The organism is Arthrobacter sp. AOP29-A2-19 (assembly GCF_058138025.1).
Map to the genome: position 1 here is coordinate 1054985 of NZ_CM176894.1, position 23876 is coordinate 1078860.

At 70.1% G+C, this 23876-nt stretch carries 26 protein-coding genes, 4 tRNA genes and 1 riboswitch; of the genes, 17 read left to right on the forward strand and 13 right to left on the reverse strand.

The genetic code is table 11. The features are described from left to right. Positions 1–28 precede the first annotated feature (28 nt). The 4 genes from AC3ZJJ_RS04725 to msrB all read right to left on the reverse strand — a co-directional run bounded on the left by AC3ZJJ_RS04725 (position 29) and on the right by msrB (position 3928). A complete protein-coding gene (locus AC3ZJJ_RS04725; RefSeq protein ID WP_489894102.1) occupies positions 29–1084 on the reverse strand; it encodes a threonine aldolase family protein in 1056 nt (351 codons plus the stop codon). Positions 1085–1120: 36 nt separating this feature from the next. After that, on the reverse strand, positions 1121–1897 hold the full coding sequence (locus tag AC3ZJJ_RS04730; RefSeq protein ID WP_489894103.1) for an SDR family oxidoreductase: 777 nt from the start codon (positions 1895–1897) through the stop codon (positions 1121–1123). After that, positions 1894–3291 (reverse strand): DUF6421 family protein, encoded by a 1398-nt coding sequence (locus AC3ZJJ_RS04735; RefSeq protein WP_489894104.1) that lies wholly within the window; start codon positions 3289–3291, stop codon positions 1894–1896. Before AC3ZJJ_RS04735 ends, AC3ZJJ_RS04730 begins: the two co-directional genes overlap by 4 nt. 193 nt (positions 3292–3484) lie before the next feature. After that, positions 3485–3928: a peptide-methionine (R)-S-oxide reductase MsrB gene (msrB, locus tag AC3ZJJ_RS04740; protein ID WP_489894105.1), complete on the reverse strand. Its 444-nt coding sequence runs from the start codon at positions 3926–3928 to the stop codon at positions 3485–3487. Between the two features lie 87 nt (positions 3929–4015). Between msrB and AC3ZJJ_RS04745 the strand changes: the two genes are divergently transcribed. Next, a complete protein-coding gene (locus AC3ZJJ_RS04745) occupies positions 4016–5269 on the forward strand; it encodes an alpha/beta hydrolase family protein (RefSeq protein WP_489894106.1) in 1254 nt (417 codons plus the stop codon). Between the two features lie 39 nt (positions 5270–5308). Here the strand turns inward: AC3ZJJ_RS04745 and ybaK are convergent, their stop codons facing one another. Genes ybaK through AC3ZJJ_RS04760 form a run of 3 tightly spaced genes read right to left on the reverse strand, consistent with a single transcriptional unit; the run spans position 5309 to position 7199 of the window. Next, positions 5309–5821 (reverse strand): Cys-tRNA(Pro) deacylase, encoded by a 513-nt coding sequence (ybaK, locus tag AC3ZJJ_RS04750; protein WP_489894107.1) that lies wholly within the window; start codon positions 5819–5821, stop codon positions 5309–5311. Between the two features lie 22 nt (positions 5822–5843). Beyond that, positions 5844–6290, reverse strand: coding sequence for a SufE family protein (locus tag AC3ZJJ_RS04755; RefSeq protein ID WP_489894108.1), 447 nt, complete (start codon positions 6288–6290; stop codon positions 5844–5846). Next, positions 6291–7199, reverse strand: coding sequence for a sulfurtransferase (locus AC3ZJJ_RS04760; protein ID WP_489894109.1), 909 nt, complete (start codon positions 7197–7199; stop codon positions 6291–6293). A 256-nt stretch (positions 7200–7455) separates the two neighbouring features. Between AC3ZJJ_RS04760 and zapE the strand changes: the two genes are divergently transcribed. After that, on the forward strand, positions 7456–8496 hold the full coding sequence (zapE, locus tag AC3ZJJ_RS04765) for a cell division protein ZapE (protein WP_489894110.1): 1041 nt from the start codon (positions 7456–7458) through the stop codon (positions 8494–8496). Positions 8497–8523: 27 nt separating this feature from the next. Here the strand turns inward: zapE and AC3ZJJ_RS04770 are convergent, their stop codons facing one another. Both AC3ZJJ_RS04770 and AC3ZJJ_RS04775 read right to left on the reverse strand, forming a co-directional pair. Continuing rightward, positions 8524–9702, reverse strand: a complete 1179-nt coding sequence (locus tag AC3ZJJ_RS04770; protein WP_489894111.1) for a benzoate/H(+) symporter BenE family transporter — start codon at positions 9700–9702, stop codon at positions 8524–8526. Between the two features lie 163 nt (positions 9703–9865). Beyond that, positions 9866–10162, reverse strand: a complete 297-nt coding sequence (locus AC3ZJJ_RS04775) for an antitoxin (protein WP_489894112.1) — start codon at positions 10160–10162, stop codon at positions 9866–9868. 286 nt (positions 10163–10448) lie between these two features. On the opposite strand from AC3ZJJ_RS04775, the gene AC3ZJJ_RS04780 reads away from it, so the two are divergent. Continuing rightward, entirely contained in the window at positions 10449–11231 is a 783-nt protein-coding gene (locus tag AC3ZJJ_RS04780) for a DinB family protein (RefSeq protein WP_489894113.1), read from the forward strand. 17 nt (positions 11232–11248) lie between these two features. Here AC3ZJJ_RS04780 and AC3ZJJ_RS04785 read toward each other — a convergent pair. From AC3ZJJ_RS04785 to AC3ZJJ_RS04800, 4 genes are all read right to left on the reverse strand, one after another. Beyond that, positions 11249–11322: transfer RNA gene (locus AC3ZJJ_RS04785), tRNA-Gly, on the reverse strand. A 49-nt stretch (positions 11323–11371) separates the two neighbouring features. Further along, positions 11372–11443: transfer RNA gene (locus AC3ZJJ_RS04790), tRNA-Val, on the reverse strand. Between the two features lie 28 nt (positions 11444–11471). Next, a tRNA-Cys gene (locus AC3ZJJ_RS04795) sits at positions 11472–11542 on the reverse strand. Positions 11543–11603: 61 nt separating this feature from the next. Beyond that, positions 11604–11677: transfer RNA gene (locus AC3ZJJ_RS04800), tRNA-Gly, on the reverse strand. Between the two features lie 196 nt (positions 11678–11873). On the opposite strand from AC3ZJJ_RS04800, the gene AC3ZJJ_RS04805 reads away from it, so the two are divergent. From AC3ZJJ_RS04805 to AC3ZJJ_RS04870, 14 genes are all read left to right on the forward strand, one after another. Next, positions 11874–12758 (forward strand): cytochrome, encoded by an 885-nt coding sequence (locus tag AC3ZJJ_RS04805; RefSeq protein ID WP_489894114.1) that lies wholly within the window; start codon positions 11874–11876, stop codon positions 12756–12758. Between the two features lie 113 nt (positions 12759–12871). After that, positions 12872–13429 carry a peptide deformylase gene (def, locus tag AC3ZJJ_RS04810; RefSeq protein ID WP_489894115.1) on the forward strand — a complete coding sequence of 186 codons (558 nt, stop codon included), beginning with the start codon at positions 12872–12874 and terminating at the stop codon, positions 13427–13429. Further along, positions 13426–14376, forward strand: a complete 951-nt coding sequence (locus AC3ZJJ_RS04815) for a methionyl-tRNA formyltransferase (RefSeq protein WP_489894116.1) — start codon at positions 13426–13428, stop codon at positions 14374–14376. Before def ends, AC3ZJJ_RS04815 begins: the two co-directional genes overlap by 4 nt. Then, positions 14373–15935, forward strand: coding sequence for an RsmB/NOP family class I SAM-dependent RNA methyltransferase (locus tag AC3ZJJ_RS04820; RefSeq protein ID WP_489894117.1), 1563 nt, complete (start codon positions 14373–14375; stop codon positions 15933–15935). The genes AC3ZJJ_RS04815 and AC3ZJJ_RS04820 overlap by 4 nt, the downstream gene beginning before the upstream one ends. A gap of 4 nt (positions 15936–15939) precedes the next feature. Further along, a complete protein-coding gene (gene rpe, locus AC3ZJJ_RS04825; RefSeq protein WP_489894118.1) occupies positions 15940–16611 on the forward strand; it encodes a ribulose-phosphate 3-epimerase in 672 nt (223 codons plus the stop codon). A 20-nt stretch (positions 16612–16631) separates the two neighbouring features. Then, positions 16632–16762, forward strand: a riboswitch (FMN riboswitch). A 97-nt stretch (positions 16763–16859) separates the two neighbouring features. After that, positions 16860–17561 carry a nicotinamide riboside transporter PnuC gene (gene pnuC, locus AC3ZJJ_RS04830; protein ID WP_489894119.1) on the forward strand — a complete coding sequence of 234 codons (702 nt, stop codon included), beginning with the start codon at positions 16860–16862 and terminating at the stop codon, positions 17559–17561. Next, positions 17558–18652, forward strand: coding sequence for a bifunctional diaminohydroxyphosphoribosylaminopyrimidine deaminase/5-amino-6-(5-phosphoribosylamino)uracil reductase RibD (gene ribD, locus AC3ZJJ_RS04835; protein WP_489894120.1), 1095 nt, complete (start codon positions 17558–17560; stop codon positions 18650–18652). The genes pnuC and ribD overlap by 4 nt, the downstream gene beginning before the upstream one ends. Positions 18653–18654: 2 nt before the next feature. Beyond that, on the forward strand, positions 18655–19290 hold the full coding sequence (locus AC3ZJJ_RS04840; RefSeq protein ID WP_489894121.1) for a riboflavin synthase: 636 nt from the start codon (positions 18655–18657) through the stop codon (positions 19288–19290). Then, entirely contained in the window at positions 19287–20585 is a 1299-nt protein-coding gene (gene ribB / locus AC3ZJJ_RS04845) for a 3,4-dihydroxy-2-butanone-4-phosphate synthase (RefSeq protein ID WP_489894122.1), read from the forward strand. The genes AC3ZJJ_RS04840 and ribB overlap by 4 nt, the downstream gene beginning before the upstream one ends. A gap of 19 nt (positions 20586–20604) precedes the next feature. Further along, positions 20605–21087: a 6,7-dimethyl-8-ribityllumazine synthase gene (gene ribH / locus AC3ZJJ_RS04850; RefSeq protein ID WP_489894123.1), complete on the forward strand. Its 483-nt coding sequence runs from the start codon at positions 20605–20607 to the stop codon at positions 21085–21087. 68 nt (positions 21088–21155) lie between these two features. Beyond that, positions 21156–21419 carry a phosphoribosyl-ATP diphosphatase gene (locus AC3ZJJ_RS04855; protein ID WP_489894124.1) on the forward strand — a complete coding sequence of 88 codons (264 nt, stop codon included), beginning with the start codon at positions 21156–21158 and terminating at the stop codon, positions 21417–21419. 78 nt (positions 21420–21497) lie between these two features. Beyond that, positions 21498–22346: an ATP phosphoribosyltransferase gene (hisG, locus tag AC3ZJJ_RS04860; protein WP_489894125.1), complete on the forward strand. Its 849-nt coding sequence runs from the start codon at positions 21498–21500 to the stop codon at positions 22344–22346. A 10-nt stretch (positions 22347–22356) separates the two neighbouring features. After that, complete coding sequence (gene hisF, locus AC3ZJJ_RS04865; protein ID WP_489894126.1) at positions 22357–23127, forward strand: imidazole glycerol phosphate synthase subunit HisF; 771 nt, start codon at positions 22357–22359, stop codon at positions 23125–23127. 22 nt (positions 23128–23149) lie between these two features. Continuing rightward, a complete protein-coding gene (locus AC3ZJJ_RS04870) occupies positions 23150–23869 on the forward strand; it encodes a GNAT family N-acetyltransferase (protein WP_489894127.1) in 720 nt (239 codons plus the stop codon). The last annotated feature ends 7 nt before the right edge of the window (positions 23870–23876 follow it).

The following is a 23876-nucleotide window of genomic DNA, read 5'->3' on the forward strand; positions in this document are numbered from 1 at the left end:
GCCCCCGCTCAGGCACGCCGGGGCGGTCTCAGGCGGTGGCCATTTCCCGGCGGATCGCGTCCGCGAACGCATCGACGTCCGCCTCGGTCGTGTCGAACGAGCACATCCAGCGGACCTCGCCCGTCGAGGCGTCCCAGTCGTAGAAGCGGAACGATTCGCGCACCCGGTCCGCGACCTGGGGCGGCAGCTTCGCGAAGACCGCGTTGGATTCCGTCGGGCGCGTGACCTCGACCCCCTCGATTCCGTCCACGGCCGAGCGCAGGCGGGCGGCCATGGCGTTGGCGTGCGAGGCCGAGCGGAGCCACAGGTCGCCGCCGTAGAGGGCCACGAGCTGCGCGGAGACGAAGCGCATCTTGGAGGCCAGCTGCATGTTCATCTTCCGCAGGTACTTCAGCCCGGTGGCGGCCTCCGGGTTGAGGAGGACCACGGCCTCGCCGAACATCAGCCCGTTCTTGGTTCCGCCGAAGCTGAGGATGTCCACGCCTGCGTCGCTGGTGAAGGCGCGCAGCGGCTCGCCCAGGCTGGCCGCGGCGTTGGAGAGGCGGGCGCCGTCGACGTGCACCCGCATGCCGAGGGCGTGCGCGTGCTCGGTGATCGCCCGGATTTCTGCCGACGTGTAGAGGGTTCCCAGCTCGGTGGACTGGGTGATGGACACCGCCAGCGGCTGGGCCCGGTGCTCGTCGCCCCAGCCCCAGGCCTCGCGGTCGATGAGTTCGGGCGTGAGCTTGCCGTCGTCGGTCGGGACCGTCAACAGCTTGATTCCGCCGATGCGCTCCGGGGCACCGTTCTCGTCGACGTTGATGTGGGCGGTGGCGGCGCACACCACGGCGCCCCAGCGCGGCAGCATCGACTGCAGGGCGGTGACGTTGGCGCCGGTGCCGTTGAATACGGGGAAGGCCTCGGCCGATTCGCCGAAGTGGGCCGCCACGACTTCCTGCAGGCGGGCCGTGTAGTCGTCCTCGCCGTAGGCGGTCTGGTGGCCGCCGTTGGCGTCGGCCAACGCCTGGAGGATCTCGGGGTGGACCCCGGAGTAGTTGTCTGAGGCGAAGCCGCGGACGGCGGCGTTGTGCAGGGAGGTGCTCACGTGGTTCCTAGGTTTGGGGGGCGTGCGGTGGAAAGTCTAGCCCGGGGTGTTGGGCACGGTGGGCGCCTCGTCCGGGACCAGCGGGAGCCGGGCTCCGTTGACCAGCCCGGCGTCCGTTTCGAACAGGCGCACGACGGCGGCGCCGAAGTCGCGCACGTCCGTGAAGCCGGAGAACGCCTTGTCCGGCTCCGCGCGGCGCGCCGCCTCGTCGACAAAGGCCTTGATGACGAACGCGACCGCGGCCGCGCGCTGCGGCACGGGCTCCGTCTTGTGCCCGGACTGCGCCGCCGTGAAACCGGCCGCCACCGCGCGCGTCCACGCCTCCGCGGAGGCCTTGGCGGTCGCGTAGTTCGCCCCGGACGCCGTGGGGCGGTCAACCGCCGTCGCAGACACGATGGCGAGGCGGCCGTTGCGCGAGGCCACAAGGTCGTCGTAGAAGGCGCGGGAGGTGTTGCGGAGGGTGGTCAGAACGTTGCGGTGCAGGAAATCCCAGTCGTCGTCGGTCTGGCCGGCGAGCCCCTTGCCGCCCCGCCAGCCGCCGACGAGGTGGATCAGCCCGTCAACGCGCCGGCCGGCGCCGCGGAAGTCCTCGGCAAGGCGCGCCACGGACGCCCGGTCGGACAGGTCGCAGACGTGGCGCTCCGCGGCGAACGGCAGCCTCTCGTCGAGGCGGGACCGGTCGGTCCCGGCCGCCAGCACGGTGGCGCCGGCTTCGTCCAGGGCGCGCGCCGCGGCGACGCCGGCTGCGCTCGTGGCGCCGGCCACCAGGACCGTCAGGCCATCCAATCGGGCAGTGGCTAGGGGTTCGGTCATGCCGCCGAGTCTAGTTCGTGGGCGGACGTGGCGCCCGTGATCCCCACCGTGGATTCGATGACGGGCTGCATCTTCCTGGAGAGCGCCTCGTAGAACATGGACAGCGGGAACTCGTCGTCCATGACCTGGTCGGTCATCTCGCGCAGCGGCGAGGTCAGCGGCAGCGCGTCCTTGCCGCGGGCCCACACGGAGGCCGGGTGAGGCGTGACGGTGGAGGCCACCAGCTCGTAGGCGGCAAGCCAGTGGGCCAGCTTCGGGCGATCGATCGAACGCCAGTACAGGTCGTCGATGGCCTCGCCAAGCGCGCTCACGACGTCGGGGACATTGGCCCAGTCGATCGTCAGTTTGGTGTCCGTCCAGTGCAGGACATGGTGCTGGTGCATCCACGCGAAAAGCAGCTGGCCGCCCAGGCCGTCGTAGTTCCGGACGCGCGTTCCGGTGATGGCGAACCGGAAAATGCGGTCGAAGATGATGGCGTACTGGACCAGCTTGGCGTGTCGCCGCGCGCTCTCGCCCGCGGCGACGTCCGCTTCAATGCGCACGGATTCGCGGAACGCGGTCAGGTCGCAGCGGAGCTCCTCGAGGGAGTAGAGGAAGAACGGCATCCGCTGCTTGATCATGAACGGGTCGAAGGGCAGGTCTCCGCGCATGTGCGTGCGGTCGTGGATCAGGTCCCACATAACAAACGTTTCCTCGGCGAGGGACTGGTCCGTCAGTAGGGAGGCCGCGTCCTGCGGAAGTCGCAGGTTGGTGATGGCGGCGGCGGCGTCCACCACACGGCGGTAGCGGGCGGCCTCCCGGTCCTGGAAGATGGCGCCCCACGTGAAGGTGGGCGTCTCCCGCAGGGCGACCGATTCCGGGAAAAGGACCGCCGAGTTCGTGTCGTAGCCCGGCGTGAAGTCCAGGAAACGCAGGGGCACAAACAGCTTGTTGGAGTAGTCTCCGGCCTCGAGTTCCGCGATGAAGTCCGGCCAGATCACCTGGACCAGGACCGCCTCCACATGGCGGTTCGCGGAGCCGTTCTGCGTGTACATCGGGAAGACAACGAGGTGGCGGAGGCCGTCGACGCGGTGCAGCTGGGGTTGGAAGGCCCGGAGCGAGTCGAGGAAGTCCGGGACGCCGAATCCGCCGGCTGCCCACTGGCGGAAGTCGTGGACCAGCAGGTCGAGGTAGTCGGCGTCGTGCGGGAACGCCGGCGCCAGGTCGGAAACGGCCGCGACGATGGTCTCCGTCAGCTCGACGGCCAGTCCGCGATCGGCGGGGTCCGGCACCGAGCCGTCCTTGGCCTGGATGGGCTGGAACCGGGTGGCAGCCGACTTGAGGGCCTGCCAGCTCGGAGACGAGACGAGGGCTGCGGAGTCCGCGGCCGGCGAGTGGATGGCGGGCTGAGTCATGTCAGTGCACCTCTTTCCGGGTGAGCCGCCGTCCGGCGGGCGGACGGCGTAAACGTGGATGGTCTACCCAGCGTAACTTTCGAAAAGGATCACTGATTGAAAACGAGCCTAAGCATAAGCAAGTGGCATGCTCATGCCCTCGGGAACGGGTGCCACCGCCAGTTCACGCCGTGGTGCCGACGGCGACCGGAAGCTACTCCACCGGGGAATCGGCGGGCTTGAGCTTGAGCGAGACCGAATTGATGCAGTAGCGCTGGTCGGTCGGGTTCCCGTAGCCCTCGCCCTCGAAGACGTGCCCGAGGTGGGAGTCGCAGGACGCGCAGCGCACCTCGATGCGCTCCATGCCCAGCGCCGAATCGTGCAGGTAGCGCACCTTGTCCTCCGCCAAAGGCGCCCAAAACGACGGCCAGCCGCAATGCGCGTCGAATTTCCGGTCGCTGGTGAAGAGTTCGGCACCGCACGCGCGGCACGCGTAGACGCCCTGGTCGTGGCTGTCCCAGTACTCGCCGGTGAACGGACGCTCAGTTCCTGCCTTGCGCAGGACCTGGTACTCGGCGGGGGAGAGTTCCTGCCTCCACTGCTCGTCGGTCTTGGATACGGGGAAGGTGGTCTGGTTGTTCTCGTCGAGGTTGCTCACGTGGTGAACAACGAACCGCACCCTCCAGCCATTCCCGGCCCGGGCGGACAATTGGCCGTGGGGCCGGGATGTTGGAATGATGGGCGCATGCGCAACAACACGGCGTCCCCCGTCCCGCCCGGCGCCGCGGCGCCCATGCTCCGCTGGGGGCTGCTGGGCGCGGGTGTGGGCCTCGGGGCCGGATCACTGCTGGCCGGAAGCGTCTCGGCGCTTGCCGGCTACTTTGCCCGGCAGGTGGTGACGCCCGCCCGCTCGCACGTGGACGATCTGGCCATCCTTGCGGTGGTCCGCACACCTGCCGGACTCGATGTCATCCTGCCGGCCAACTCGGAGACGACCGTACCAGGGACCTACTCGCTATTCTTCGACGCCGGACGCGGTCACGCGAGGATCGGAGAAATCACGTCCTTCACGCCGGCGGAGGGGACCATTGCCCGGCGCGTCGAGCACGTCTACTCCGGAGATCTGGCCCGGGCCGTGCGCGGCCGCTGGTCCGGCGTCGTCTACACGTCGCCCTCCGACCTGGGGATCGAGGCCACCGACGTCGACGTCCCCGTGGAGGGAGGCACGGCTCCCGCCTGGCTGGTGCCGGGGACCACCAGGTCCCAGACGTGGGCCATCATGGTCCACGGCCGCGGAGCCGACCGGACCGAGGCGCTGCGCGCCATACCCGGCGTCGTGGGGCAGGGGCTGACCGCCCTGCTGGTCTCCTACCGCAACGACGGGCTGGCTCCGGACGCCAGCGACCAGCGCTACGGGCTCGGCACCACCGAGTGGCTCGACGTCGAGGCCGCCATCGAGTACGCGCTGGGCCGGGGTGCCCGGGACATTGTGCTCTTCGGATGGTCCATGGGCGGCGCGATCGCCTTGCAGGTGGCGGACAAGTCCCGCCACCGGCAGCGGGTGCAGGCCCTGGTCCTGGACGGACCGGTCGTCGACTGGATGGACGTCCTGCGCCACCAGGCGCACCTGAACCGGATCCCGGAACCCGTGGGCCGACTGGGCCAGTGGATGTTGTCCAACCGCGCCGGCCGGTGGGTCACCGGGCTCGCCACGCCGGTGAACCTCAAGGAACTGAACTGGGTCTCCCGCGCCGACCAGCTGCGGGTTCCGACGCTGATCGTGCACAGCGAGGACGACGACTTTGTGCCCGTCGGCCCCTCCGCCGAGATTGCGGAGCTGAACCCGGCCATGGTGACGTTCGTCCGCTTCACCCAAGCCCGGCACACGCGGGAATGGAATGTGGACCCGCGGCATTGGGAGCAGACCGTCGCGGACTGGCTCGGCGGGGTCATGGACGCGCCGCATCCCGGGGGCGCTCCGGTCTCTCTCGGGGCTTAGAGCGTGGCGGCCCGCGGCCCAAGCCGGATACCTGATGGGCTAGCGGGAAGCGATTCCCGCGGTGGTCGCCGAGGCCAGCTTGACGAGCGTCTCCGGCGCCAGCTCGATCTCGAGCCCGCGGCGGCCGCCGGAGACGAACACGGTGGGATGCCCCAACGCCGAATCGTCAACCACCGTCCGGCTGGCGTGGCGCTGGCCCAACGGGGAAATGCCTCCCAGGACGTAGCCGGTTCGGCGCTCCGCCGCCTCCGGGTCCGCCATCTCGACCTTCTTGACGCCCAGCGCGGCGGCCAGCGCCTTGAGGTCCAGGCTGCCGTCCACGGGGACGACGCCGACGGCGAGCGAGCCGGCCCCGGCCGCGCCTGTGGACACGAGCAGCGTCTTGAACACCCGCGCCGGCTCGACGCCGAGGGCGGCCGCCGCCTCCGGGCCGAACGCCGCGTTCTCCTCGTGCGGGTAGTGGTGCAGCGCGTACCGGGCGCCGGCGGCGTCGAGGACCGACGTCGCCGGCGTGCCGCCGTGCCGTTCGGAAGCGGACTTTTTCCTGGACATGTGGTTCGGCCCTCGGCCCCGCCTAGGAGGCGGTCCCCACCGCGTCGCGCACCTGCCGTTTGATGCGGCCGAGCATGGCTGTCATGCCACGCATCCTCAACGGCGTGATGGCACGCGTGAGCCCCAGCTGGTCCGGCATGTCGTCCGGAACGGCGAGCACCTCGGCGGCGGTCAGTCCGTCGAGCCCCTCGTGGAGGACTCCGGCAAAGCCGCGCGTTGTCGGGGCCTCGCGGGGGGCGGAGAAGAACAGGTGGACGGGCCGGTCCGGCGCGTCGCCGACCTCAAGGGTCAGGAAAACGGGGGACTGGCACTCCACCACCTGTTCAAGCAGTTCGGGATGCTCCGCGAGCCGCTCGGGCAGTTCCGGCAGTCCGTCGGAGAACTCGAGCAGCAGTTCGAGGCGTTCCGGCTCCGGGAGCGCGTTGAAGTCCTCGACGATCTCGGCGAGGGCCGCGGGGAGGGCGCCCATTTAGGATCCACTCCGCGTGGGAGCGACGCCCGGCTCCGTGCCCCGGGCGATCGGCACGCGGACGGCGTTGCCCCATTCCGTCCACGATCCGTCGTAGTTCCGCACCGATTCGAAGCCCAGCAGGTGCTTGAGAACGAACCACGTGTGGCTGGACCGTTCGCCGATCCTGCAGTACGCGACCACCTCGTCGCCGGTCTTCAGCCCGGCGTCGCCCAGATAGATGGCCTCGAGTTCCGGCCTCGACTTGAACGTGCCGTCCTCGGCGGCCGCGCGCGCCCAGGGCACCGATGCGGCCGACGGGATGTGCCCGCCGCGCAGGGCTCCCTCTTCCGGGTACGCGGGCATGTGGGTGCGTTCGCCGGAGTATTCGTCCGGGGACCGCACATCGATCATCGGCTTCCCGAAGTGGGCCACGACGTCGGGCAGGAAGGCGCGGATGGGCGCGTCGGCGCGCTCGACGACGGGGTAGTCGACGGCGACGGGGGTGGGCTTCTCGCGCGTCAGCTCGCGGCCCTCGGCGATCCACTTGTCGCGCCCGCCGTCGAGCAGGCGCACGTCCTCGTGGCCGAAGAGGCTGAAGACCCACAGCGCGTAGGCGGCCCACCAGTTGCTCTTGTCGCCGTAGATGACCACGGTGGTGCCGCGGGAGATTCCGCGGGATCCGAGGAGCGCCGCGAAGTGTTCTCCCTGCACGAAGTCGCGCGTCACTTCGTCGTTCAGGTCGGTGTGCCAGTCGATCTTCAACGCGCCGGGGATGTGCCCGGTCTCGTAGAGCAGGATGTCCTCGTCGGACTCGAGCACCACCAGCGAGTCGTCGCCCAGGTGGGCGGCCAGCCACTCGGTGGACACCAGGCGCTCGGGGTGCGCATAGTCGGAGAATTTGGGATCGCTGTCGGGTGCGATGGGCATGTGTGTCCTCGGTTCGCTGGGGGATTCGTCCTGATGCCAAGCCTATCGGGCGGGCCGCCGGGGCGGAGGGGAGGGGCGGTCCGATACGACACATTTCGCCCTCGGCGTGACGGCGCGCGGGGCCCGCAGGGTGGCGGCGCCGACACGCGCGGCCACCCCGGCGGGTCCGGCGTGCGGCCGCGCCGGCCCTGGGCGTAAAGTTGCCGTGGTGCGCTCAGCGCGCCCCCGCCGACTTTGTAAGGAACCGACGCACCCCGTGGCCCCGATCCAGCACCTGACACACCGGACCCCGACCGTGACGCCCGACGAGCTGCTTTCGGGCTTCCACCCGTCGTACCGCTTCGGCGACGTCTCCTTCGACAGCTACCGGCCGGATCCGTCCCAGCCTTCGCAGGCGGAGGCCGTGCAGCGCTTGCGAGACTTCGCGGCGGGCGTCGGGGCGGGCTCCGGAGGGTTTATGGGGCGCCTGTTCGGCGGCAAGAAGAAGAACACGAAGGCCGGCATCTACCTCGACGGCGGGTTCGGCGTCGGCAAGACCCACCTCCTGGCCTCTCTCTGGCATGCCGCCCCCGGCCCCAAGGCGTTCGGGACCTTCGTCGAATACACGAACCTCGTGGGCGCGCTCTCCTTCCGCAAGACCGTGGAGGTGCTCAGCGGGTACCAGCTGGTCTGCATCGACGAATTCGAGTTGGACGATCCCGGGGACACCGTGCTGATGTCGCGGCTGATGCGCGAACTGTCCGACGCCGGCGTCCGGCTCGCCGCGACGTCGAACACGCTGCCCGGGTCCCTGGGCGACGGCCGGTTCGCCGCCGTCGACTTCCAGCGCGAGATCCAGGTCCTGGCGGACCAATTCGACGTCGTCCGGATCGACGGCGAGGACTACCGGCACCGCGGGCTGCCGGAGGCTCCGGAGCCGATCGCCGACGAGGCGCTGCGCGACCACGCCGCGGCGCGCTACGGCGACAAGGTCATGGCCGTGGATTCGTTCCCCGACCTGGTCAAGCACCTCTCCAGCGTGCACCCCAGCCGTTATCGGCAGCTCCTCGAGGGCATCGATGTCCTGGTCCTGCACAACGTGCACACCATCACCGAGCAGGCGCTGGCGCTGCGGTTCGTGGTGCTGGCCGACAGGCTCTACGACAAGGATGTCCCGATCGTCGCGAGCGGCGCCCCCTTCAGCCAGCTCTTCACCGACGAAATGCTCTCCGGCGGCTACATGAAGAAGTACTTCCGCGCGGTGTCCCGCCTGACCGCGCTGGCCCGCGAGGGCCAGAAGGGCGAGAAACTGGTCTAGGGGCGGCCGTCGCGGCGGGACGTCCGCCTAGCCGCGCCGCTCAATGGCGAACCGGACAACGAGCCCGCCCAGCAGGCCCCAGAACGCGGCGCCGATACCGCCGAAGCCGATGCCCGACGCCGTCACGAGGAACGTCGTGAGGGCGCCGAGCCGCGACCCCGGATCGGCGAGTGCGCTCGAGGCGGCATTGCCCAGGGTGCCCAACAGGGCCAGCCCGGCCGCGACCGCGAGCAGCCCGGCAGGCGCCGCCGCCGCGAGGGCCGCGACCAGGCTGGATGCCGCGCCGAGAAGGAGATAGAAGACTCCGGCGGACACGGCGGCAACCCACCGGCGCGCGCGGTCCTGCCCGGCCTCGTCGCCTGCCGCCAGCGCGGCGGAAATGGCGGCGAGATTGACGGCGTGGCCGCCGAATACGGAAGCCGCCGCCGTTCCGGCTCCGGTGGCAAGCATCGACGCCGACCAGGGCGTCCTGAATCCGAATCCGGCCAGCACCGTCACGCCCGGCACGTTTTGGGATGCCATGGTGACGATGAACAGCGGCAGCGCAATGCCCGCCATGGCCTCGACCGTAAACCGTGGCTCCGTGAATTCGAGCCGCGGCACAACGTCGGTGGGCAGCGCGGTTCCCGACGCGGCGCTCGTGAACCCGATCACGGCGAGGGTGACCAGCATGGCCACCGGAACGGACCAGCGCGGCCTCCACCGCATCATCACGAGCCATGCCAAGACCACCGGGCCCGCCTGCCAGGGCACGGTCGCCAAGGCGGTAAATGGGGCAAGGCAGAGCTCGAACAGCACACCGGCCAGCATGGCCTGCGCCAACGGTATGGGGACGGCGGCGACGAGACGCCCCAGTGCAGGCACCGCGCCCGTGAGCGCTATCAGGACCCCGCACACCAAAAACGCCCCCACGGCCTCGTCCCAGCCGATCGAGAGGCCGCCGGCAGTCGCCAACAGGGCCGCGCCCGGCGTCGACCATGCCATCGTGACGGGGAGCCGGGTTGTCCAGGCCACCGCGATGGTGCAGACCGCCAGCGCCACGACGAGGGCCAAGAGTCCCGATGCGGCCTGGGCGTCCGTCGCGCCGACGGCTCGCAGGCCGGCCAGGACGACGGCGAAGGAGGAGCCGAACCCCACGAGTGCGGTGACGAACCCGGCGACGATCGGCCGGGCATCGCGTTGGACGTGCTCGCTGAAGGTCCGCATGCGGGTGGCTCCTTCCGGGCGGAGTACGACCGGGCGGTGCGCACAAGACGGGTGTTCCCAAGAACGTGTCCAGCCTAGTCGGACGGCCGGCGGGCGCGCGGCACGCGCCGGGGATTCGCGGCGGGGGAGAAGGGCCCTAACGTGCGCGGGTGCCGGTCCCGCCTCACGGCAGTACCGGCACCCGCTTTGCCGCGCTCTGGGCAGGCTGGCGTCCTCGGACGCCCGAAAAACCTAGGCGGGGGGGATTCGGCCCGTCGTCCTTGACCTTGTCGAGGAGATCCTTGGCGGACGCCTGCAGGTTTGAAACCTGCTCGGCGTACTTGCCGTCGGTCTTCTCGTCGACAAAGTCTCCGATCGTGTCGACAGTGCCCCGGAGCTTTTCCGCTCCTTCGCCGGCCAGACTGCCGGCCTTGTCCTTGAGTTCCTCGGCCTTGCCCTTGAGCTCGTCAAATACAGACAAGTGGCACCTCCCTTCACTCGGGGAGCCAGGGGCGCTCCCGCCTTCCTCCATCCTATTCGGTGTGCGCACCCCAACAAGGTCGCCAGCGCAGAAACCGCTTCGCCAACGGCGAAAGCGCGCATCCGCACGCCGGCCTTCGCCAAAGGTGGCGGACGACACATGGGGCGGACCGCCTTGACGATCCGTACCGTACCGCGACAGCCTGTGTTCCACGGGATTTTCGCGGTGGTAGTGCCCCCGCCGGGCGGGCCGCGGTCGGGCAATTTCGACGTACCAGGAGGAAATCATGGCAGCATCCGGTCGCTCCGACGATCTGAGGGGAGCCGACTTCGTCGGCGTGGACCTGCGTGGTGCCCGGTTTAGGGATGCGGACTTGTCCGGCGTGGTGATGCGGGGCGTCGATGTGCGTGGCGCGGACATCGACGCCCCGTGGCTGATGGACGGGGGGAGCCTTCATGTCAATGGCGTCGACGTGATTCCCCTCGTCGAAGAGGAACTGTGCCGCCGATTTCCCGGCCGCGCCGAACGACGGGCCGAAGACCCGGTGGGCCTGCGCTCCGCCTGGGCGACATTGGAAAGCACGTGGGCGGCGACCCTGGAACGCGTTGCGGCGATGCCGCGCGGGACCGTCGACGTGTCGGTGGACGGCGAATGGTCGTTCGCGCAGACGCTCCGGCACCTCGTCATGGCCGCGGACATGTGGCTCGGCCGGGCGATCCTGGGCATCGAACGGCCCTTCCATCCCGCGGGCCAAGTGGACTCGGGAACGGCGGCCGGCGGTTTCGACGTGTCGATCCTCACGAACACCGCGCCGTCGTTCGGGGAAGTGCTGCTGGCCCGGGAGGGACGCGTGGAGATGGTGCGCGAGTTTCTTGCGAGCGTCTCGGCAGACACGCTGTCCTCGATCCGACCGAACCCGCACGCGCCCGAGCACCGGGAGACGGTCCTCTCCTGCCTGCACACCATATTGGACGAGGAATGGGAGCACCTCCGCTACGCCGTCAGGGACCTCGACGAAATAGAGGCCCGGCGCGGGCGCGCCGGCACAAAAAAACACCCCGGTCCATAAACCGGGGTGTTTGGCGGAGCGGACAACGGGATTCGAACCCGCGACCTCCACCTTGGCAAGGTGGCGCTCTAGCCAGCTGAGCTATGTCCGCGTGTGTTGTCTCAACACAAAAGAATCTCCGCCGTGGCGGAGATTCCTCGTGGGCGATACTGGGATCGAACCAGTGACCTCTTCCGTGTCAGGGAAGCGCGCTACCGCTGCGCCAATCGCCCTTGTCAGGGTGCAATCATACTGTATGCGAGGTGGGGACGGGATTCGAACCCGCGTGGACGGCTTTGCAGGCCGCTGCCTAGCCACTCGGCCACCCCACCATGTCCTGGAACGGTGACCCGTACCCGGCTGCCGACTAGTCGACCACTACAGAGTATTGCGAGCGGACAACGGGATTCGAACCCGCGACCTCCACCTTGGCAAGGTGGCGCTCTAGCCAGCTGAGCTATGTCCGCGTGATGGAAAACCGTACTGAAACCGGCTTGTTTCCTTGCCCGTTCCCGTGCTTTCCAACGAGTAAAAACTCTATACGACGTTCTGCCGTTCGTCCAAATCGGCCTTCGCCGCCGCGCGTCGGTGCCCGGCCGAGGGGGCTGCCCCGTGTCCCGGGACGGACCCAAAGCGGCGGTGCGGCGTGCCAGAATCGATGCCATGACGTCACCGGCTCTCGCCCACCAAACATCCTTCGGCCGAATGTACTCCCGCCGGGTCGGGGGGCTTCCCGAGGTCCCCTCCATCACCACCGTGATCGGGCAGGCCTCTTCCGGGATGGATGGTTGGATCGGGCACATGGCCGCCACCGCCGTTGTGCAGGACGAGCGCCTCGCCGAGTGCGTCGGCAGCCCGGCGAAGCTCCGCGCGGTGGCGCGCGACGCCTCCAGTGCCGCGGAGCTGTTCCGTAACGCGGCCGCACAGCGCGGAGACAGGGTGCACGGCTACTGCGAGCAGGTCGCGTTGCGCGCGCTGGGCCAGCCGCATACGGCGGCCGAGCACCGTGCCACCCTCGAGGAACACGGAGAGGGCGCCTTCGCCGCGCGCTTCGACGACTGGTGGGACGAATACCGTGTGGTCCCGCTGGCCGCCGAGGTGACCGTATGGAACCACCAGGTGGGCTACGCCGGCACGCTGGACCTCGTCGCGGAGATCGGTGGACGGCTGTGCCTCGTCGACTACAAGACCAAGGGCACCGGCCGCGACGGCCGCGTGAAGCAGCTCGACCCCAAGGTGGTCATGCAGTTGGTGGCCGGATACAAGGCGGAGGAGATGGTGGTCGACGCCGAGGCAGGCACCTGGGAGCCCTGGAAGTACGGGGCGGACCCCATGCTGCTAGGGGTGGCCATCGGGGAGACCGAGGTGGCGTCCATGATGGCGAATCCCACTGTTCTGCCCGCCTACTGGCGGCGCTTCTGGGCGCTCCGGCAGGTATGGGAGGCGACGATGAAGGTCGAGGACGCCGGGATCGCCCTTCGCCCCATCGGCCCTCCTCCGCAGGCCGCCCCCGCCAGCGCGCCCGCGGCCGGAGCCTCCGGGCCGTAGCGCCCGCCCACGGGATCCGGACAGTAGAATGGCAGGGCGCCGGGGCCCCCACGGGATCGGCGACGGAATCCACAGCACATTGCCGGCTAGCCCGGCGGGAGGAGTTCACGGCCATGGCGGTCTTGGGAATTCGAATTGTCGGCGATCCGATCCTCAGGACGGCGGCCGAACCCGTGACGGACTTCGGCCACGAACTGCGCCGGCTGGTTCGCGACATGGACGAGACCATGGAGAACGTCGAAGGCGCGGGCCTGGCGGCTCCCCAGATCGGCGTGGGGCTGCGGGTCTTCACCTACCAGATCGACGGCCAACGCGGCCACATTGTCAACCCCGTCCTCGAGCTCGGCGAAGAGTTCCAGGAGGACCACATCGAGGGCTGCCTGTCCATCCCCGGCCTCGGCTATCCGGTCAGGCGCCGCCGTTGGACGCGCGCCACAGGTGTGGACGTGGACGGCAACCCCGTGGTGGTCGAGGGCGAGGGCATGCTCGCGCGCTGCCTCCAGCACGAAACGGACCACCTCGACGGTGTCCTCTATATCGACCGACTCACGGGCGAGGACAAAAAAGACGCGCTGCGGCGCATCCGCAACGCGTCCTACAACGACGTCGCGGGGGCCACCGTGGCCTCCCGCTCGAAGTCGGTCGGATCAAGCTTCGGAACCAGCCTGTGAGGGTGCTTTTCGCCGGAACGCCCGCCGTCGCGGTCCCCTCGCTGGAGCGCCTGGTGCGGGACGGATTCGAAGTCGTCGCCGTCCTGACGCGCGAGGACGCGCCCCAAGGGCGCAAGCGTATTCCCGCACCCTCTCCGGTGGCGGCGCGCGCGGAGGAGCTCGGCCTGCCGGTCATCCGCGCGAACCGCATCGACGCGGCCGCCCAGGAGGCCATCAGGGCCGCGGCCCCGGACGTCGCCGCCATCGTCGCCTACGGCGGCCTGGTGCCGGCCGCGGCGCTTTCGCTTCCGGCCCACGGCTGGGTCAACCTGCACTTTTCGCTCCTGCCGTCCTGGCGGGGCGCCGCGCCGGTGCAGCACGCGGTCATCAACGGAGACGAGGTCACCGGTGCCGTGACGTTCCTCCTGGAGGAGGGCCTGGACACCGGCCCCGTCTATGGGAGCCTCACCGAGGCAATCCGCCCGGAGGACACCTCCGGGGCGTTGTTGGACCGTTTGGCGGAGAGCGGAAGCGTGTTGCTCTCGCAGACGCTCTCCGGCATCGGGTCGGGCCGGCTTGTGGCCGTTCCGCAGTCGGGCGACGTCAGCCTCGCCCCCAAACTGGGGCTGGAGGACGGCCACATCGACTGGTCGCAGCCCGCCCTGGCGATTCGGCGCCGGATCAGCGGCACCACCCCTGAACCGGGCGCCTGGACCGGATGGAGGGGGCAGCGGTTCAAGCTCGGGCCGGTCCTGCCCGAGGCGGAGCAACGGCAGCTTGCGCCCGGAGAGATCCAAGTGCTCCCCGGGAAGCAGCCCGTGGTGCTGGTGGGAACCGGATCGCATGCCGTGCGCCTCGGGACCGTGCAACCCGCCGGCAAGAAGCCCATGGCCGCCGCCGAGTGGGCGCGTGGACTCGAAGGTTCCACCGGAGACGGCGGGACCGCAACAAAGGTGGAATTCGAATGAGCGACCAACCGCGCGGCCACGGCCAGCAGGGTTCCGGAGGGGGCCGGCAACGCCGGAACGAGCAGGGACGCGAGCGAAACCGTGGGGGGGTGGCCGATCGTCGATTCAGCACGGCGGCACCGTCCCAGCGCAAGCGCGTCGCCGACCCGGCCCGGCTGACGGCCTTCGAGGTGCTCAGGGCAGTCGCGTCCGAGGACGCCTACGCCAACCTGGTGCTGCCCGCGCGCATCCGCGAACGGGGCCTCGACCGCCGCGACGCTGGCTTCGCGACGGAGCTCGCCTACGGCGCATTGCGCGGACAGGGACTCTACGACGCCGTACTCGCCAAATGCGTCGACAGGCCGCTGGGCCAGCTCGATCCCGCGGTCCTGGACGCCCTGCGGATCGGCGCCCACCAGATCCTGGCCATGCGGGTTCCCACGCACGCGGCACTCGACGAGACGGTGTCCCTGACCCGCGCGGTGATCGGGGCCGGCCCCTCCGGATTGGTGAACGCCGTGTTGCGCAAGGTGACGGCGCACAACCTCCAGGAGTGGACGGACGTCCTCCTCGAAGGCGTCGAGGATCCCGCCGCGCGGGACGCGCTCGCCCACAGCCACCCCGAATGGATCGTGCGCGCGCTCCGCCAGTCCTTGGTGGCGCACGGACGCTCCGCCGGGGAAATCACCGAGTTGCTCGAGGCGGACAACCTGGCGCCCGTGGTGAACCTCGTGGCGCTGCCGGGGCTGGGTTCGCTGGACGAGGCCTTCGAAAACGGGGCCGAGCCGGGAGAACTCGCTCCGGATTCGGCCTACTACGCCGCCGGCGACGTGTCCCGCCTGCGGTCAGTGCGCGCCGGAACCACGCGTGTGCAGGACGCCGGATCCCAGCTGGTCGCCCGGGCCCTCGCCGAGGAGCCGATCGAGGGGCGGGACACGGACTGGCTCGATCTGTGCGCCGGCCCCGGCGGCAAGGCGTCGCTGCTGGCCGCGATCGCCGCGGAGCGCGGCGCGGAACTGACGGCGAACGAACCCGCGCCGCACCGCGCCGAACTGGTCCGCCAGGCGATGGCGGCCGTTCCGCGCGACGCCTGGTCCGTGGTGGTGGGAGACGGCCGCCGCTACCTGGAGATCCCCGCGGACCAGCGGTTCGACCGCGTGATCGTCGATGCGCCCTGCAGCGGATTGGGCGCGCTGCGGCGGCGACCGGAGTCGCGCTGGCGCAAGACGCCACGCGACATCGCGGAGCTCACGATTCTCCAGGGCGAGCTGCTCGATGCCGCCCTCGCGGCCGTCAGGCCCGGGGGAGTCGTGGCCTACGCGACGTGCTCCCCGCACCCCGCGGAGACCACCGCCGTCGTCGACGACGCACTCCGCCGGCATCCCGAGGCGCGGCTTCTGGACACCGGCGCCGCCATTGAACGCGTGGGCATCCGCGAGGTCGGCGGGGCGCGGCCCGCGGGCAGCGGAGCGGGCTCCACGGTCCAACTGTGGCCACACGTGCATCGCACGGACGCCATGTTCCTGGCGCTCATCACCGTCGACGCGCCGGCCGGCGAACCGGCCGCAGAGAAGGGCTGAACCGATGAACGACTGCCGAATACATCCCAGCATCCTCTCGGCCGACTTCGCGAACCTGGAGTCCGAGCTGCACCGCATCCACACCGCCGACGCGGTCCACGTCGACGTGATGGACAACCACTTCGTTCCCAATCTGACGATCGGCCTGCCGGTCGTCAGGCGCCTCGTCAAGGCCAGCACGCTGCCGCTCGACGTGCACCTGATGATCGAGGACGTGGACCGGTGGGCGCCGGACTATGCGGAGGCGGGGGCGGCGTCCGTCACCTTCCACGCGGAGGCCGCGGCGGCGCCCGTCAGGCTGGCCCGCGAGCTGCGCGGGCTGGGCAGCCGGGCCGCCATGGCCCTCCGCCCGGCGACGCCCGTGGAGCCGTATCTGGACATGCTGCCGGAACTGGACATGCTCCTGCTGATGACGGTCGAGCCCGGCTTCGGCGGACAGGCGTTCCTGGACATCGTCCTGCCCAAGATCCGGCGGGCCCGAGCGGCGATCGACGGCAGCGGGCTGCCCATTGCGCTACAGGTCGACGGCGGCATCACCCGCGACACGATCCTGCGGGCCGCCGAGGCCGGGGCCGACGTCTTTGTCGCCGGGTCCAGCGTGTACGGCACCGACGACCCGGCGGCCGCCGTCGACACATTGCGCAACGTCGTGTCACCGGGTGCCGCGCCACTGTGATTTAATCTACAAACACAACTACACGTGCTCCGGGGTCGGTGAAAGTCCGAACCGGCGGTTATAGTCCGCGACCCACTGCGCTCACGCGCGGCGGTTGAACCGGTGAAATTCCGGTACCGACAGTTAAAGTCTGGATGGGAGAAGCACGTACAAAGTAGGTTGGTTGGTTTCGGCGCACCCATGGTGCGTCCGCCACCCGCGCCGAACTGTCGTACCCCCGGAGCCGCCGCGGCTCAGAAGGAGGAACGATGGAATCCCTGCGGTGGCTCACAGAACTTTTCAACGCCTACATTCCCGTCGGCAGCGACCGTCTACTGGTTCGCGAAGTCGTCGGCAACGTCTTCGGACTTGCCAGCGCGCTCGGCGGAATGCGAAGGAAGGTCTGGGCTTGGCCTGTCGGCATCGTCGGCAACCTTATTCTGCTGACCGTTTTCCTCGGCAGCATCTTTGATTCGGTGCAGACCGCCAACCTCTTGGGGCAGGCCGGACGCCAAATCATGTTCATCGCCGTTTCCTTCTACGGTTGGAAGCGCTGGCGCGACAGCCGCAACGGCTCGGGCACGGCGATCGTGCCCACCTGGGCCACCGGCCGTGAACGCCTGGGCCTGGTGGTCGTGCTCGTGGTGGGCACGATCGCCATTACGCCGCTCTTCCGCCTCCTGGGCTCCTACGAGCCGGTGTGGGCCGATGCCTGGACGTTCGTCGGGTCGCTGCTGGCCACCTACGGCATGGCCAAGGGGTGGGTGGAATTCTGGCTGGTCTGGGTTGCCGTGGACGTGGTCGGCGTCCCACTCCTCTTCAGCGCCGGCTATTATGCCAGCGCGGTGATGTACATCTTCTACGGCGGCTTCACCCTGGTCGGCTTCTTCGTCTGGTGGCGCGCGAAGGACCGGGCGAAACCCTCGATCGAAACCCTGCTCCCGGATCCGACGACGAGGAGCCGCGCATGAGCCGCGCCGCCATCGAGGCCCGCGCGATGGGACGGGCGCTCGACGCGGCCCGGCAGGGCCGCCGTGGCGCCAATCCGCTGGTGGGGGCCGTGGTCCTGGACGCCAACGCCAACGTGCGGGCCGTCGGACACCACGCCGGTGCGGGCACCGCCCACGCCGAGGCCGCCGCCCTCGCTGCGCTGGGACCCGTGCCCGCATCCGAGGCCGCCGGAATGACCATGCTCGTGACGCTCGAGCCCTGCAACCACACCGGCCGAACGGGGCCCTGTGCCCAGGCCATCGTGGAGGCGGGGATCGGGCGCGTGGTGTTCGCCGCGGCCGACGGCACCGACCGGGCCGGAGGTGGGGCGGACCGGCTGCGCGCCGCCGGAGTCGACGTGCAAGAGGGACTCTTCGGCGCGGAGGCGCGCGAGCTGAACCACCGCTGGTTCGCGGCCAGGGCGGCCGGACGGCCCTTCACCACGCTCCATCTGGCGCAGTCGCTCGACGGGCGCATCGCCGCCCAGGACGGCACCAGCCAGTGGATCACCGGCCCGGTGGCCCGCGCCCACAGCCACGGTGTCCGCGCCACGGCCGAGGCCATCATCGCCGGCACCGGCACGGTGCTGGCCGACGACCCGCGGCTCACGGCGAGGACCCCGTCGGGCGAGCCGTCGGCGCAACAACCGCTGCGGGTGGTCATGGGCCACCGTGACGTCCCCGTCGGCGCCGCCGTCCGCGGGGACGGGAACTGGAGGCAGCTGCGCACGCACGAGCCCGCCGCCGTGCTGGAGGCCCTCGCAGGGTCGGGGATCGACCACGCCATGGTGGAGGGCGGCTCCTCCGTTGCGACCGCGTTCCTGGCGGCGGACCTCGTCGACGAGCTCTGGCTCTATCAGGCGCCCATCCTCCTCGGGGCGGGACGGCACGCCGTCGGCGACCTCGGGATCCGGACGCTCGGGGCGGCGCGCCGCTGGCGCTACGACCCCGTCGGCGGTCCTCCGCACCAACAACTCGGGGACGACGTCGTCCTCCACCTCGAGCCCGCGCCGCACCAGGCGGCGGACTCGCCCACACGCACGGCGCCCGAAGGCGCGGAAGGAAGGAACTAGGAATGTTTACCGGAATCATCAGCGGCCTCGGGCGCGTCGAGGCGATACGACCCGCGGAAGGGGGCGACGCCGTCGTCCTGTCGGTCTCGGCGCCGGGCCACGCCTCCGATCTGGGCCTCGGCGGCTCGATCGCGATCAACGGTGTCTGCCTTACCGCCACGGCGATCGAGGGAGACCGCGTAGAGATCGACGTAATGGGCGAAACCCTGAGCCACACCACGACCGGCGCCCTGCGCGTCGGCGATCCCGTCAACCTGGAGCGTTGCGTCCCGGCCAGCGGCCGGCTCGACGGACACGTGGTCCAGGGCCACGTCGACGGTGTGGGGGCGCTGCTCGAGCGGGAGCGCCTGGGCAACTGGGACAGGCTGCGCTTCGCGGTGCCCACGGAGCTGGCGCGCTACGTCGCGCGGAAGGGGTCGATCGCCATCGACGGAGTCTCGCTCACCGTCACGGAGGTCTCTGCCGCGACCGAACCGGAGCAGTGGTTCGAGGTGGGCTTGATTCCCACCACGCTGCGCGACACGGTCCTCGGCGCCCGGGGCGTTGGCGATCCCGTGAACCTCGAGGTGGACGTGATGGCCAAGTACGCCGAGCGCCTGGCGGCGTTCGCCGCACCGTCCACCGGGAGCCGGGCATGAGCGTCCTTGACCCGATCGAGTCCGCCATCGCCGCCATCGCCGCCGGCCGGGCCGTGGTGGTCGTGGACGACGAGGACCGCGAGAACGAGGGCGACATCATCTTTGCCGCCGAATTCGCAACGCCCGAGCTCATGGGCTGGACCATCCGGCACACCTCCGGAGTCGTCTGTGTGCCGCTCCCCGCCGACCGCGCGGACGCCCTCGGCCTGCCGCCCATGGTGGAGATCAACGAGGACGCCAAGGGCACCGCCTACACCGTCTCCTGCGATGCGACCTCCGGCATCACCACGGGAATCAGCGGAGCCGACCGGGCCACGACCGTGCGCCTGCTCGCGGACCCCGAGAGCGGGATCGGGCACTTCACGCGCCCCGGGCACATCTTTCCCCTGCGCGCGGTCGAGGGTGGCGTGCTGCAACGTCGCGGCCACACCGAGGCGTCGGTGGACCTCTGCCGCCTCGCCGGACTGCAGCCCGTCGGCGCCATCGCCGAACTGGTGCACGACGACGGAACGATGATGCGCCTGCCCGCCCTGCGCGAGTTCGCCACCACGTGGGACATTCCCCTGGTCAGCATCGAGGATCTCGCCAACTACCTGGCCCAGGGCGGTCCGGCGCGCGCGCACACGCCCGAGCCGGCGGCCGTGGTGGGAGGCCCCGCGGTGACCGTTCCCACGCCCCACGGCATCTTCACCGTTCAGGCGTGGACCGAGCGGGGCACCGGCGACGAACACCTGACGTTCTCGGCCCCGGTCGTCGGAGGGGCGTTGTCCCCGGCTGGCCCGAGCCATCCCGCGCGGCGGCCGGAGCGCGCGCCACTGGTGCGGGTGCATTCGGAGTGCCTCACCGGGGACGTCTTCGGTTCCTACCGCTGCGACTGCGGCGAGCAGCTATCGGCGGCGCTGTCTGCGGTGGCCGCCGAGGGTGGAACGGTCGTCTACCTCCGAGGACACGAGGGCCGCGGGATCGGGCTGGCCAACAAGATCCGCGCCTACGCCCTGCAGGACGGCGGCGCGGACACCGTGGAGGCCAACGAGCAGCTCGGCCTCCCCGTCGACGCGCGCCGCTACGACGCCGCCGCGGCCATCCTCCTCAGCCTCGGGCACACCTCCATCCGGCTGGTCACGAACAACCCGCTGAAGGAGGCCTGGCTCGCCGCGGCGGGCATCGAGGTGGTGGAAACCGTGCCGAGCCACGTGGCCGCGAGGCCGGAGAACACCAGGTACCTGCAGACCAAGCGCGAGCGCATGCAGCACCGCATCACAGCGGGCGCCTTTACGGCGCCCACCCCCGAATAGCAACCGAAGGAGAACAACCATGAGTGGACACGGAGCCCCCGCGGCGGGACCGGAGCAGTTGGAGGCAGCCGGCAGGGCCGGCCTCAAGGCGGTCGTCGTCGCGGCCAGCTGGCACAAACAGGTGATGGACGGACTCATCGACGGCGCGCTGCGCGCCGCGGCGGAGGCCGGGATCGCCGCGCCGGACGTGGTGCGTGTGCCCGGCACGTTCGAGCTTCCGGTGGCGGCGTCACGCCTGGCACACGGATACGACGCGATCGTGGCCCTCGGCGTGGTCATCCGGGGCGGTACGCCCCACTTCGATTTCGTGTGCCAAGGGGCCACGGCCGGACTGACGGACGTGTCGGTCCGCACCGGCACCCCAGTGGGATTCGGCGTGCTGACGTGCGACAACGAACAGCAGGCGCTGGACCGGGCCGGCCTCGCCGGCTCCGTGGAGGACAAGGGCCACGAGGCGATGGCCGCGGCGCTCCAGACCGCACTGGTGTTGGGCGGCCGGTAGCCGGAGGAGTTCGTCACATTGGTTGGCCCGGTGCCGGCCGGCGCCGGGCCAGCCGCTAGGCTTGTCCCGTGAAAACCTTTGACACCCTCTTTGCCGAACTCTCAGAGAAGGCCGTGGCCCGCCCCGCCGGATCACGCACCACCGCGGAGCTCGACTCGGGAGTGCACGGCATCGGCAAGAAGATCGTCGAGGAGGCCGCCGAAGTCTGGATGGCCGCCGAATACGAATCGGACGAGGAAGCCGCGGAGGAGATCTCCCAGCTGCTCTACCACCTTCAGGTGATGATGCTGGCCAAGGGCCTGACGCTGCAGGACGTCTACAAGCATCTGTAGCCGCCGGCCACCGGCCGCGGCACAGGAAGCAGACCAGGCAAGCACAGGCACCACCAAAGACAAGAAACGAGCCGCACCATGCTGCGAGTAGCCGTGCCCAACAAGGGCGCACTGTCGGAGGCCGCAACCTCCATGCTCACCGAATCCGGATACCGCCAGCGCCGCGACAACCGCGAGCTGGTGCTCGTGGACGCGGACAACGACGTCGAGTTCTTCTACCTTCGGCCCCGCGACATCGCCGTGTACGTGGGACGCGGCATCCTCGACGTCGGCATCACCGGGCGCGACCTGTTCCTGGACGCGGAGGTCAACGGGGACGCCGAGGAGCGCCTGCCGCTGGGCATCGGAGCATCCACGTTCCGCTTTGCTGGCCCGATCGGCGATTTCGCCTCCGTCGAGGAGCTGGAGGGCCGCCGCATCGCCACCAGCTACGACGGCCTCCTGCGCGGCTACCTCAAGGTCCGCGGCATCGACGCGAAAGTCGTGCGGCTCGACGGAGCCGTCGAATCCTCCGTCAGGCTTGGCGTCGCGGACGCGATCGCCGACGTCGTGGAGACCGGCAGCACGCTGCGCGCCGCCGGCATGGAGACCTTCGGCGACCCGATCCTGAAGTCGGAGGCCGTGCTGATTGGCCGCACAGGGGAGAACCCTCCCGGCTCCGAGGTCCTCGTGCGCCGTCTGCAGGGCGTCCTCGTGGCCCGGCAGTACGCCATGCTCGACTACGACGTCCGCCGGGAGCTCGTCGACCAGGCCTGCGCGCTCACCCCCGGGCTGGAATCGCCGACCGTATCCCCGCTGCAGGACGGGGACTGGGTCGCCGTCCGCGCCATGGTGCGCAAATCGCAGACCAACAACATCATGGACGAGCTCTACGACCTGGGCGCCCGGGCCATCCTGGTCAGCACCATCCACGCCTGCCGCATCTAGAGGAGCCGCCGTGAGCGTAGCCATCCGAGTCATCCCCTGCCTTGACGTCGACGCCGGCCGAGTGGTCAAGGGCGTCAATTTCGAGGGGCTGCGCGACGCGGGCGACCCCGTGGAGCTGGCAAAGCGCTACAACGCGGCCGGCGCGGACGAACTGACGTTCCTCGACGTCACCGCGTCCTCCGGGAACCGCGAGACGACCTACGACGTCGTCCGGCACACGGCCGAGGAGGTCTTTATCCCCCTCACTGTCGGCGGCGGTGTCCGCGGGGTCGACGACGTCGACAAGCTGCTTCGCGCCGGCGCGGACAAGGCCTCCATCAACACCGCCGCTGTCGCCCGTCCCGAGGTCATCAGCGAAATCACCCAGCGGTTCGGTTCCCAGGTGCTGGTGCTTTCGCTGGACGCGCGCCGCACCGGCGACCCCGCGGTGCCGTCCGGATTCGAAGTGACCACGCACGGCGGCCGCACCGGCACCGGGATCGACGCCATCGCCTGGGCGCGGGAGGCCGCCGAACGCGGTGTGGGCGAGATCCTGCTGAACAGCATCGACGCCGACGGCACCAAGCAGGGGTTCGATCTGGAGATGATCGCCGCCGTCCGCGCCGCCGTCAAGGTCCCGCTGATCGCCTCCGGGGGGGCCGGCGCGCCCGAGCACTTCCCCCCGGCCATCGCGGCCGGGGCGGACGCCGTGCTGGCCGCATCGATCTTCCACTTCGGGCCCGTGGACATGATCGCCAAGGTCAAGCGGGCCATCGAGGAGGCTGGTTTCCCTGTTCGCTGATCCCGCCTTTCTCGACCGCCTGATGAACGACGGATGGCCCGCCGTCGAGCGGGGCGCCGTCGAGGGCTGGGCCCTCCGCTTCGCGGCCGGCGTCACCCGGCGTGCCAATTCGGTGCTTCCGCTTCAGACGCCGGACGACGTCGAGGCTGCCGTCGCCGAGGTGGAGCGGCGGAGCGCGGAACGCTGGCTCGACCCGGTGTTCCAGATCAGCCCGGCCAGCCTGCCCGAGGACCTCGACGAGCTGTTGGCGCGGCGCGGCTACGCGGCGGGAAGCCCCACGCTGGTGCAAATCATGGAGGGCAGCGAACTGCTGAGGTTCAACGGGATCGCCGTGGATCCGCGGGTCGAGCTGTCCGACGCTCCGGACGAGCAGTGGCTGGACCTTTTTTGGGAAGTGGAGGGCCCGCAGGCTCCGGAGGACCGCGCCGTGTCGCGGCAGATCCTGGGCGGTTCGCCCGCCGTCTACGCCTCGTTGCGCATCGACGGCACAACGGCGGCCATCGCCAGGATGGCACTTGTGGGGGAGTACGGCGGGATGTACTGCGTGGTCACGCGGGAGGAGTCGCGGCGCCAGGGTCTTTCGCGCCTCGTGCTCGAGGCCCTGATGGCCAACGCCGCCGACCGCGGGCTCGAGGGCCTGTGGCTGCAGGTCCGGGAAAGCAACGTCGCGGCGATCCTGCTCTACGACGAGCTGGGGTTCACCACGGCCTCCAGCTACCACTACCGTACGCGAGCGCTGTAGGGCCGGG